Origin of the sequence: Pseudonocardia sp. (assembly GCF_025465255.1) — a bacterium.
GTDB lineage: Bacteria > Actinomycetota > Actinomycetes > Mycobacteriales > Pseudonocardiaceae > Pseudonocardia.
Genome location: NZ_JAODNI010000004.1, coordinates 69,493 through 80,182 on the forward strand (window position 1 = coordinate 69,493; position 10,690 = coordinate 80,182).

Below are 10,690 nucleotides of genomic sequence, written 5' to 3' on the forward strand. Positions count from 1 at the left end.
TGCCCTGGTGCCCGGTGCTCGAGTGGCTCAAGCACCATCCAGCACCGCTCGAGCCATTCGAGCGCCGGCTGATCAGCGGGTGGGGTCAGGCTTCGGGCGTCTGGGAGCGGCGGCGGTACATCTCCGCGGCCGCGCGGGAGAAGCCGTCCGGCAGGCCGATCGAGGCGAACGCGTCCGCGGCCTGCTCCATCTCCCCCACCCACCGCCAGCCCTTCTCCGCCGCGACGCCCGCGACGGCGCCGAGGGCCCCCGGATAGTCCACGCCCGTCCGGGCCAGCTCCCCGCGCAGCTCGGCGTCGACGCCGAAGGTGCGCGCCGCCTCGTCGAGCTCCAGCCAGATCGCGGGCAGCGCCTTGCTCTGCAACGCGAAGCACGCCTTCAGCGCGCTCGCGGTGCCCAGCTCCGGGCCCAGCACCCGCGCGTCGAACGGGGTGCCGGCGAACAGGTCCGCGATCACGCCCGCGTGGGCGCCGGAGAGCCACAGCACGGTGCGGCCCTTCTCCCAGGCCGGCGGGCCGATCACCGCGCCGTCCACGACGTCGTCGGCCCCGAGAAGCGCACCGATGCCGGCGACGGTGCCGGGCGAGACGGCGTTGGCATCGACGACCAGCGGCCGCCGCTCCCGCCCCTCGACGGCGGCGGCGATCTGCTCGGCGACGTCCCGCGCGGCGTGCGGCGGGCAGATGGAGATGATCACGTCCGACCGTCGCGCGAGCTCCGCGAGGTCCGGGACCCCGACGAGGTCCGCCAGCTCCGCGCGCTTCGACGTGGCCTGGGTCCGTCCCGCGGCCGCCCAGATCACCGCCCCGGCCCGCCCCTTGAGCGCGGAGCCCAGGGACGCGCCCATGGCCCCCGGGTGCAGTATCCCGATCACCGGACGGGCCGGCAGTTCACGAGTCACCCGATCATTCTCACCCGGCCCGCGGCAGCAGCCGCACGGCCTGGTCCCGCACGCTGAGCGCGAGCTCCAGGGCGCCGGGCACCACGTACACGGCGAGCGCGAGGGTCCCGATCGTCAGCAGCGGGGCGACGAGCAGCATCTCCACCTTCCCGCCCGCCCGGAACCGCAGCGGCCGCGGGCTGCCGACCGGGTACCAGAGCCGCCCGCGGATGGGCACCGGCCAGAGCAGCGGCGCACCGGAGGAGGTGATCGCGTCCCCGAGGGAGTGCACGACCATTCCGAGCGCGACGGCCGCGCCCAGCCAGCCGACGGTCCCGGCCGTCCCGCCCGGCACCTGTTCCTGCACCACCCAGGTCAGCCCTGCCGCGATCACCAGCGACGGCGGCCCGGGGACAAGGTGGTCGAGGCCCTTGATCGCCAGCGCCAGGCACACGAACAGCGTGCCGAGCACGACCGGGGTGCCCCACTGCGCGGAGGCCAGATTGACCGCCAGGCCGAGGAACGCCGCGCCCGCCGCGGTGTGCGTCAGGCCGCGATGGGTGCCCTTCCCGGTGTCCCGGCGGCCGCGGGTCAGGTCGAACACCAGCCCGGACAGCGGCCGCACGGCCTTCGACGCGAGCCAGGACGCCCACGAGAAGCGGCGGGTGGCCGTCGAGCCGGGGTGGTCGAGATCCGGGAGCAGCGCCGCGCCGGCGCAGACGCCGGCGAAGGTGAGCATCGTCCCGGCGGTCGGGGTCATCCCGACGAGGGTGGGCGCGAAGCCCGCGACCGCGAGCCCGAGGGCCGCTCCCGACGTGGCGTGACTGACCCCGAGCACTCCGTGACCGTACGGGTGGCACGGTGCCCTGCCGCGGCGACGCGCCGTGATCAGTGCCGGGTTGCCCCGTGCTGCTCGACCGTGCCGCGGCGGTCCTTCAGGGGCTTGGGCCAGTAGTGCTGGATCGCCGCGTTGAAGTGCGCGCCGAGCACGATCGCCAGCCCGATGAAGAACGCCGCGAGCAGGAACGCGATGGGGGCGGCGAGGGCGCCGTAGGTGTAGCCCGTGGTGGTCAGCCAGCTGATGTAGACGCGCAGCCCGGTGACCCCCACCAGGAACACGACGGCGGCGAGCAGCGCTCCGGGAATGCCCCGGTACCAGGGCGGTTTCGCGGGCAGGGCGAGCCGGTAGAGCGTCGTCAGCGCGAGCATCAGGAGCAGGCCCAGGCCCGGGTAGTAGAGCCAGCCGATGAGCGTCACGGCCGTTTCCCGCCAGGAGCTCGGCAGCAGGTCCGGCAACCGGTCCGGGCCCAGCGCCAGCAGCGGCAGGGCGATGATCCCCGCGACCAGCCCCACCACATACATCAGCAGCGCGAGGATGCGCTGCCAGACCGCGTTCCGGATGCCGTACTGGCTGTGGGCCCGGGTGATCGCGTCCACGAACGAGGACATGGCGGACGAGCCGGACCACAGCGAGATCACGAACCCGAGGGACGCCAGCTCGCTGCGCCCGGTGGTCAGGATGCTCTCGACGGTCGGGGCGATGATCTCGTCGACGGCGTTGCGGCTGAACACGTTGCCGGAGGCCCGGACGATCTCCTCCTGCACGGCCGTCAGGGTGTCCGGGCCGAACCACGTGCCGATGTAGCCGAGGCTGCCCAGGAGCCCGAGCAGCAGCGGCGGCAGCGACAGCGTCTGCCAGAACGCCGCGGCGGCCGCCTCGCTGAAGATGTTGTCGTCCCAGGCGCGGACGACCGTGCGCCTGATCGCGAGCCAGGCCCCGCGCGCGCCGCGCGGCCGGGGCTCCCCCGCGGCGGTCAGCTTCACGGTGGGATCCGCGGCGAGGACCGGTTCCTCCGGGCGGGCCGCGGCGGCGTCGGCGCTGCGGGTGTGCGGGCCGTCGCCGGTCTCGGAGCCGTCGTCGCAGGCGTCGGGGAGGCGGACGGTGCGCTCGTCCGCCCCGTGCTCGCCGCAGGGGACGAGCCCGTCGCCCGGCCCGGGCGGTACGGGGATGTCCGGGCGCGTGACGTCCGGGCGCGTGGGGCTCTCGGCGGTGGCACCCCCGGTGCTGATCCGCCGGCCGTCTCCCCCCGGGCCCGTCACGCGTACAGCATGCGCGCCGAGGCCCGTGTCTGTCGCGTGCTGCCCCCAGCGCGCCGCGGTGGCGGCTGCCGGTCCCCTCGGTCCGGCTCGGGTTCGGTTCGGGGCCGGGGCCGCCCGTGCGGCGGGTCAAGGAAAGGTGGACGATTCGACGGCGTCAATGTATCAATGACATATGAACTACGACGAGGCCCAGCGCTGGATCGAACGCATCGACCCCTCCGTCACCCGGGACCGCTCCCTGGCCGCCCAGCTCGCCTTCCTCGCCGAGCGCAGCAAGGAGGGCGCCCTCACCAACGACGCCGCCGCGGCCTGGTACGCCCTCGTGCAGGAGATGCGCCGGCAGGCGGACTACTACGAGCGCGGGCTCATCCGGAAGCTGCGCAGCGACGGGATGACCTGGGCGAAGGTGGCCGACGCGGTGCAGGCCCAGCTCTCCAGCCGGCAGGCCGCCCAGGCCAAGTGGAAGCGCCTGCTGGACCCGGGCCGCCGCACCACCACCGGCGATATGCGCCGCGGCGGCCGGCCCAAGGGCACCGGCACCCGCCCGCCGGAGAGCGGGTGAGCCTGTTCACATCCCGAGCAGGTCCAGGATCTCCTGCGCCGCCAGCGTGGGCGTCAGCTCCCCCGCACGCAAGTCCTTCGTCAGCTCCGGGAGCCTGCCCTTGATGCCCGCGTCCGACGTCAGCCGGTCCATCAGCTGGTCCCGGACCATCGCCCACATCCACTCGACCTGCTGGTCCGCGCGCCGGGTCGCCAGCTCCCCCGCCTCGTCCAGCGCGGCGCGGTGGGCCAGGACCTTCTCCCAGACCTCGTCGAGCCCCGTCCCGGTCTGCGCGCTGCAGGCCAGCACCGGCGCCCGCCACACGTCCGTCAGCGGCGTCATCATCCGCAGTGCCCCGGCGAGGTCCCGGGCGGCGGCCTTCGCGTCCTTCTCGTGCGGGCCGTCCGCCTTGTTCACCGCGACGACGTCCGCGAGCTCGAGGATGCCCTTCTTGATCCCCTGCAGCTGGTCCCCGGTGCGCGCGATGGTCAGGAACAGGAACGTGTCCACCATCCCGGCGACGGTGACCTCGGACTGCCCGACGCCCACCGTCTCGACCAGCACGACGTCGTAGCCCGCCGCCTCCATCAGGACCATCGTCTCCCGGGTGCGCCGGGCGACCCCGCCCAGCGTCCCGGCGCTCGGCGACGGCCGGATGAACGCGTTGTCGTCCACGGCGAGCGCCGCCATGCGCGTCTTGTCCCCGAGGATCGACCCCTTGGTCCGGGTCGACGACGGGTCGACGGCCAGGACCGCGACCTTGTGCCCCGCGCCGGTGAGCCGGGTGCCGAGGGCCTCGATGAACGTCGACTTCCCGACACCCGGGACGCCGCTGATGCCGACGCGGGTGGCCCCACCGGCGTGCGGTTGCAGCTCCAGAAGGAGCTGCTGGGCCGCCTGCCGGTGGTCCGGCCGGTTCGACTCGACGAGCGTGATCGCCCGCGCGAGCACCGGCCGGGAGCCGTCGAGGACCCCCTTGGCCAGCGCCGGGACGTCCGGCTGACGTGCCATCAGTCGTGGGACTCCACGTGCAGGGCCGCGGTGAGCTTCCCGAGCAGGTCCACCGCCGCCTCGGCGATGACCGTGCCGGGCGGGAACACCGCCGCCGCGCCCATCTCCAGCAGCTCGGGCACGTCCGCGGGCGGGATGACGCCGCCGACGACGACCATGATGTCCCCGCGGTCGAGCTTGGCCAGCTCCTCGCGCAGCTCCGGCACCAGCGTCAGGTGCCCGGCCGCGAGCGAGCTCGCCCCGACCACGTGCACATCCGCCTCGACGGCCTGCCGCGCCACCTCGGCCGGGGTCTGGAACAGCGGGCCCACGTCCACGTCGAAGCCGAGGTCCGCGAACGCCGTCGCGATGACCTTCTGGCCGCGGTCGTGGCCGTCCTGGCCCATCTTCGCGACGAGGATCCGCGGCTGACGGCCCTCCTCCTCGGCGAATTCGGCGACGAGCTCACGGGCACGGGCGATGGCCGGGTTGCTGCCGGCCTCCTCTGAGTACACGCCGGAGATGATCCTGATCTGGCCGGAATGCCGCCCGAACACCTTCTCCAGCGCGTCCGAGATCTCGCCCACGGTGGCCATCGCCCGGGCGGCGTCGACGGCCAGGCCCAGTACGTTCTGGTCGAAGTCCCGCCTGCCGCCCTCGGCGATCGCCGCGGCGGCGTTGGTGAGCTTCTCCAGCGCCGGGTCCACCTTGCGGGAGTCCCGCTCCCGGCGCAGCCGCTCCAGCTTCTCGATCTGCTCGCGGCGCACGTTCTTGTTGTCGACCTTGAGCACCTCGATCTGCTCGTCCTGGTCGACCACGTACTTGTTCACGCCGATCACCGGCTGGCGACCGGAGTCGATCCGCGCCTGGGTGCGGGCCGCGGCCTCCTCGACGCGCAGCTTCGGGATGCCCGCGTCGATCGCCTCGGCCATCCCGCCGGCCTTCTCGACCTCGGTGATGTGCGCCCACGCCCGCTTCGCGAGGTCGTAGGTGAGCCGCTCGACGTAGTAGCTGCCGCCCCACGGGTCGATGACCTTGGTGGTGCCGGACTCCTGCTGCAGCAGCAGCTGGGTGTTGCGGGCGATCCGCGCGGAGAAGTCCGTGGGCAGCGCGAGGGCCTCGTCCAGGGCGTTGGTGTGCAGGGACTGCGTGTGCCCCTGGGTCGCGGCCATCGCCTCGATGCAGGTGCGGACGACGTTGTTGTAGACGTCCTGCGCCGTGAGCGACCAGCCGGACGTCTGCGAGTGCGTCCGCAGGGAGAGCGACTTCGGGTTCTTCGGCTCGAACTGGTTCACCAGCTTCGACCAGAGCAGGCGCGCGGCCCGCAGCTTCGCGACCTCCATGAAGAAGTTCATGCCGATCGCCCAGAAGAAGCTCAACCGCGGGGCGAAGCTGTCGACGTCCATGCCCGCGTCGATGCCCGCCCGCAGGTACTCGACCCCGTCCGCGAGGGTGTAGGCGAGCTCGAGGTCGTTCGTCGCCCCGGCCTCCTGGATGTGGTACCCGGAGATCGAGATCGAGTTGAACTTGGGCATCTTCCGGCTGGTGTAGCCGAAGATGTCCGAGATCAGCTGCATCGACGGCTGGGGCGGGTAGATGTAGGTGTTGCGGACCATGAACTCCTTGAGGATGTCGTTCTGGATCGTCCCCGTGAGCTGCTCCGGCTTCACCCCCTGCTCCTCCGCCGCGACGAGGTAGAGCGCGAGCACGGGCAGGACCGCGCCGTTCATGGTCATCGACACGGACATCTTGTCCAGCGGGATGCCGTCGAACAGCTGGCGCATGTCGAAGATCGAGTCGATCGCGACCCCCGCCATGCCGACGTCCCCCGCGACGCGCGGGTGGTCCGAGTCGTAGCCGCGGTGGGTGGCGAGGTCGAAGGCGATCGACAGGCCCTTCTGCCCGGCCGCGAGGTTGCGCCGGTAGAAGGCGTTCGACTCCGTCGCGGTGGAGAACCCGGCGTACTGCCGGACCGTCCACGGCTGGCTGGTGTACATGGTCGGGTACGGCCCGCGCAGGTACGGCGTGATGCCCGGGTAGGTGCGCAGGAAGTCCACACCCTCGAGGTCCGACGCCGTGTAGAGCGGCTTGACCCCGAAGCCCTCGGGCGCCTCCCACGCCTCGGGACGCTCCGCGCCGCCGAGGGCGGCGGACCAGTCCGTGCCGGGCGTGGTGTCGCCGAGCAGCGGGACTCCGGTGAAGTCGGGAATGCTCACTTCTCTCCCTCCAGGGCGCCGTACACGTCACCGATCACGGCCAGCGCGTCGCAGCCGGCGAAGAGGTAGCCGTCGACGCCGGGGACCGGCTCCTTCGGCCGGCCCGCGAGCAGCACGTACGCCGCCCCCGCCTCACGCAGGGCGGCCGCCGTGGTCTCCGCCCGCTCGTCGTAGAGCTTGTCGGTCGAACAGATCACCGCGACCGGCGTGCCGACCCCCTCGAACGCCTTCGCGACGTCCTCGGCGCACTCGGTGGGCCCGGCCTCCGGCCCCGCGATCCCCCCGGCCTGCAGCAGGTTGCGGGCGAACGCGGCTCGCGCGGTGTACGCCGCGAGCGGGCCCAGCGTGGCCAGGAACGCCTGCGGGCGCTCGCCCTTCTCGGCCAGCAGCGCGTCCGAGCGGTCCCGGTAGGCCTCGTACGCCTCGGCCGGGCGGTAGAGCGGCAGCCCACCCCGCTCGACGGGCGCCGGGAGCGGCGTGCGCTCGACCGGCTTCTCGTCCAGGTTCGGGAACTCGCTGACGCCTGTCAACGGCGTCTTCCGCGTCGCGACGCCCTTCTCCCGGATCGCCCGGACCTCGGCCACCTTCTCGGCCACCAGGCCCGAGTCCAGCGCGGCGACCGCGCCGCCCGCGCCCTCGATCTCCTGAAAGAACGCCCACGCGGCCTGCGCGAGGTCGTCCGTGAGGTGCTCGACGTACCAGGAGCCGCCCGCGGGGTCGATGACCCGGGCGAGGTGGGACTCCTCGATCAGCAGCGTCTGGGTGTTGCGGGCGACGCGGCGGGAGAACGGCTCGGACTGGCCGAGGGCCGAGTCGAACGGCGGGACCGTGACGGCGTCCGCGCCGCCGACGCCCGCGGCGAACCCCGAGACCGTGCCGCGCAACATGTTCACCCACGGGTCCCGGCGGGTGAACATCGTGGGCGAGACGACGGCGTGCTGGGCCTGGCCCGGCCCGTCCGCCCCGGAGGCCTCCAGGACCCGGCTCCAGAGCCGGCGGGCGGCGCGGAGCTTGGCGATGGTCGGGAACTGCTCGCCGGTGGCGGCGTAGCGGAACTCCAGCAGCCGGGCGGCGGTCGGGACGTCCAGGTCCGCGGTGAGGGCCCGGAGGTACTCGACGCCCGCGGCCAGGGAGAAGCCGAGCTCCTGGGCGTCCGACCCGCCGGCCTCGTGCACGGGTGTCGCGTCCACGACGACGGCCTTGACGTGCGGGAACTCGTTCGCGACCCGGGTGGCCAGCGGCACCACCGACTCGACGGCCGGACCGGACCCGGTGCGGGCGCGCAGGCCGACGGGGTCCAGCCCGAGCGTGCCGAGGAGCGCGTCCCCGGCGACGCCCTTGTCCGCGGCGAGGGCCAGGAACGCCTCGGCCGCGGCCTCGGCCTCCGGGCCGGCGTCCAGCACGACGGGCGCGAGGTCCAGCAGCACCTCGTCCAGGATCGCGGCCAGCGACGAGACGGGCGCGCCGTTGGGGCCGAGGCCGAGCCAGATCGAGCTGACCCCGCACTCCAGGTCCGCCATGACCGCGAGCTTCGCGGCCTCGGGGTCGGCGAGGGCGTGCTGCTGGCGGACGTCCCAGCCGCCGGGGACGTGCCCGGTGGCGAGGTCCCCGCGGACGTAGGGGGCGCTGCCCGGCACCCCCGTCGCGGGCAGGCCCTCGACGTCCTCCGCGGCGTAGAGCGGCTGCACCCGGATGCCGTCCGGCGTGGTCCAGGCCAGCTTCTCGACACCCGCGCCGAGCGGCGCGTCGTCGGTGATCCGGCGGGCCTTGCGCAGGACGCCGTCGACGGCGGCCGTCCACTCGTCCCGGCTCGGGGTGTCGAACTCGCCGGCGAGCACGAGCTCGTCCGGGACGAGCTCGTCCGGCACGCCACCCTCGGGCACCGGCGGGTCCTCGTGGGTCGTACTCATCGCCACTCCTCTTCGGCCGCGGTGGCGAGCACGAACCGTTGTGCGCGCCGTTACCCGGGGTTGCGGGGAGTCTAGGTGAGCACCCCGGCAACGGGCAGCGCTGACATCGTGGCCTGGACCACGCCCGCGACCGGGTGATCAGGCCAGACGGATGGACTCCCCGTCGACGGTGATCGCCTTCTCCGGCAGCGGCTTCTTCGCCGGGCCCGCGGTCGGGGCGCCGTCGGTGATCGAGAACCTGCTGCCGTGACACGGACAGTTGATGGTGCCCCCGGTCACCGCGTTGACCGCGCAGCCCTGGTGCGTGCAGGTGGTCGAGAAGGCCTTGAACTCCCCCGCCGCGGGCTGGGTGACGACGACGCCCTTGTCGGCGAAGATGGCGCCGGCGCCGACGCCGATGTCCGAGGTCGAGGCGAGGACCGCGCCGCCGCTCGCCTGCGGCGCAGCACCCGTCGCCCCGGCGGCGGCCGGGGTGGTGGTGGCCGGGGTGGTGGTGGCCGGGGTGGTGGCCGGCGCCGCGGCGGGCGCCCCGCCCGAGTCGTAGGTCGCGCAACCGGCGACGGCGAGGCAGCCGGCCGCGCAGGCCGCCCCGGTCCCGGCGAGCACGGCCCGGCGGGAGACAGTGGTGTTCGGGGTCACGAATGATCCTCCTACAGCGGTCAGAACGTGAGGCCGTGGGTGCTGAGGAACCACACCGACGACGTCAGGAACAGGGCGGTGAGCGCGGTGAAGACCAGGCCGCCGAAGACCGGCATCACCCAGCGCGGGGCGTCCCGGCGGCCGAGCAGCAGCATCTTCGCGACGAACGCGCCGTAGAAGAAGCAGCCGAGCAGCGAGTGGGCGAGCACCCGGACGCTCGCGTCGGAGTAGCCGAGCGCGTAGAGGCAGTGCACGGCGACCGGGATGGTCAGCAGCACCGCGATCCGGCCGGACCAGCGGTGCGCGGCGGCGGTCCGCGGGCCGGCGGCGCCGCCGAACCGGCCGTACATCCGCATCGCCGAGTACAGCTGGACCAGGGCGAACACGAACGCGGCGGCGGTCAGCCAGGTCTTCGCGGCGAGGCCGCTGGAGAAGCCCGCGAGGTTGATCGCGGTGCCGGTGCCCTCGTGCAGCCGGGCGTAGACGCCGATGGCGACCGACACGAGGATCCCGACGCCGACGGGGACGACCAGCGCGGCGAGCCGGGGAGCGGGGCGGCCATCGTGCTGCTCGAGGCCGGGCTCGTCGTACACGCGCTCGTCGTACACGCGCTCGTCGTAGCCGGGCTCGTCGAGGGCCGGGGACTCGTAGGCGCGGGCGTCCGCGTGGGGGTGGCCGTCAAGGTCGTTCGTGAAGAGTGTGTCGCCGTAGGAGTCGTCCCGATAAGGGCCCGCGTACGGGTCGTCGTCTTGTCCGTAGGGGTCGCGGGACGGGTTGCCGTACGGCTCGGGATTGCGGTCGACGGCCGGGAACGGCCCGGTCACCACGTCGTGCGGCCCGGGGACGGGGCGCATCGCGTCGGTGGCCGGCTCGAGGTCGTCGTGCTCGTGCCCGCGGACCGCGGGGATGCCCCAGGGGTCCGTGGGCGGGTCTTCGCGGTAGGCGGCCTGGGGGTCGGGCTCCGCGCCTCCGTGGAGGCCGGGACCGGACGGCCGGGTGTCACGCACGTGGGGGTACCTCCGGGGGGTCGTGGTGGCCGATCAGGCGTTCGACAGCTCGCGCAGGGCTGCGCGGTCCGTGGTGTCCGCAGGCTGCCGCTTCGCGGCCTGTGCGGCGAACGGCCAGCTCTTGCCGCCGACGGACACGTTCCCGAGGACGGAGTCCTCCGTGGTGCCCGCCGTCATGGACGTGCCGTCCGAACCGGTCAGCGTCAGCGAGCTGCCCTCCATCGTGCCGGTCAGCCACTCCTCGACGTCCTTGCCGTCGCAGACGTAGGCGAGCACCTGGCCGTCCTTCACCCCGACGGAGAGCGTCACCTGGTTGCCGGCCGAGCGGCCGGCGAACGCGGTGTCGGCGACAGCCGGCCGGCCCGGAGCCCGAGTGGCCGGGGCTGCGGCCGCCGGGGCCTGCGCCG

9 protein-coding genes and 1 pseudogene are annotated in these 10,690 nt (G+C 73.7%); 1 reads left to right on the forward strand and 9 read right to left on the reverse strand.

Features of this window, described 5'->3' with window-relative positions; translation table 11 throughout:
- Window positions 1-85: 85 nt before the first annotated feature.
- Genes JWP64_RS00575 through JWP64_RS00585 form a run of 3 tightly spaced genes read right to left on the reverse strand, consistent with a single transcriptional unit; the run spans window position 86 to window position 2,698 of the window.
- Window positions 86-901, reverse strand: coding sequence for an NAD(P)-dependent oxidoreductase (locus tag JWP64_RS00575; protein ID WP_297490879.1), 816 nt, complete (start codon window positions 899-901; stop codon window positions 86-88).
- Between the two features lie 10 nt (window positions 902-911).
- Complete coding sequence (locus JWP64_RS00580; RefSeq protein ID WP_297490881.1) at window positions 912-1,718, reverse strand: metal-dependent hydrolase; 807 nt, start codon at window positions 1,716-1,718, stop codon at window positions 912-914.
- Window positions 1,719-1,768: 50 nt separating this feature from the next.
- On the reverse strand, window positions 1,769-2,698 hold the full coding sequence (locus JWP64_RS00585; protein WP_297490903.1) for a YihY/virulence factor BrkB family protein: 930 nt from the start codon (window positions 2,696-2,698) through the stop codon (window positions 1,769-1,771).
- Window positions 2,699-3,152: 454 nt separating this feature from the next.
- Here JWP64_RS00585 and JWP64_RS00590 point away from each other — a divergent pair, with 454 nt between their 5' ends.
- Window positions 3,153-3,542: a hypothetical protein gene (locus JWP64_RS00590; protein WP_297490883.1), complete on the forward strand. Its 390-nt coding sequence runs from the start codon at window positions 3,153-3,155 to the stop codon at window positions 3,540-3,542.
- A 6-nt stretch (window positions 3,543-3,548) separates the two neighbouring features.
- Here JWP64_RS00590 and meaB read toward each other — a convergent pair whose 3' ends face one another.
- The 6 genes and pseudogenes from meaB to JWP64_RS00620 all read right to left on the reverse strand — a co-directional run.
- Window positions 3,549-4,532 (reverse strand): methylmalonyl Co-A mutase-associated GTPase MeaB, encoded by a 984-nt coding sequence (meaB, locus tag JWP64_RS00595; protein ID WP_297490886.1) that lies wholly within the window; start codon window positions 4,530-4,532, stop codon window positions 3,549-3,551.
- Entirely contained in the window at window positions 4,532-6,727 is a 2,196-nt protein-coding gene (scpA, locus tag JWP64_RS00600; protein WP_297490887.1) for a methylmalonyl-CoA mutase, read from the reverse strand. Before scpA ends, meaB begins: the two co-directional genes overlap by 1 nt.
- Entirely contained in the window at window positions 6,724-8,637 is a 1,914-nt protein-coding gene (locus JWP64_RS00605; protein ID WP_297490889.1) for a methylmalonyl-CoA mutase subunit beta, read from the reverse strand. The genes scpA and JWP64_RS00605 overlap by 4 nt, the downstream gene beginning before the upstream one ends.
- Window positions 8,638-8,775: 138 nt before the next feature.
- Window positions 8,776-9,276 (reverse strand): Rieske (2Fe-2S) protein, encoded by a 501-nt coding sequence (locus JWP64_RS00610; RefSeq protein WP_297490891.1) that lies wholly within the window; start codon window positions 9,274-9,276, stop codon window positions 8,776-8,778.
- Between the two features lie 20 nt (window positions 9,277-9,296).
- Complete coding sequence (locus JWP64_RS00615) at window positions 9,297-10,283, reverse strand: DUF6529 family protein (RefSeq protein ID WP_297490893.1); 987 nt, start codon at window positions 10,281-10,283, stop codon at window positions 9,297-9,299.
- 33 nt (window positions 10,284-10,316) lie between these two features.
- Window positions 10,317-10,690: pseudogene (locus tag JWP64_RS00620) on the reverse strand (hypothetical protein); the annotation flags it as partial.

Coding starts and splice junctions, on each gene's coding strand:
- JWP64_RS00590 (WP_297490883.1), top strand. CDS start 3,153: ATGAACTACGACGAGGCCCAGCGCTGGATCGAACGCATCGACCCCTCC.
- meaB (WP_297490886.1), bottom strand. CDS start 4,532: ATGGCACGTCAGCCGGACGTCCCGGCGCTGGCCAAGGGGGTCCTCGAC.
- JWP64_RS00605 (WP_297490889.1), bottom strand. CDS start 8,637: ATGAGTACGACCCACGAGGACCCGCCGGTGCCCGAGGGTGGCGTGCCG.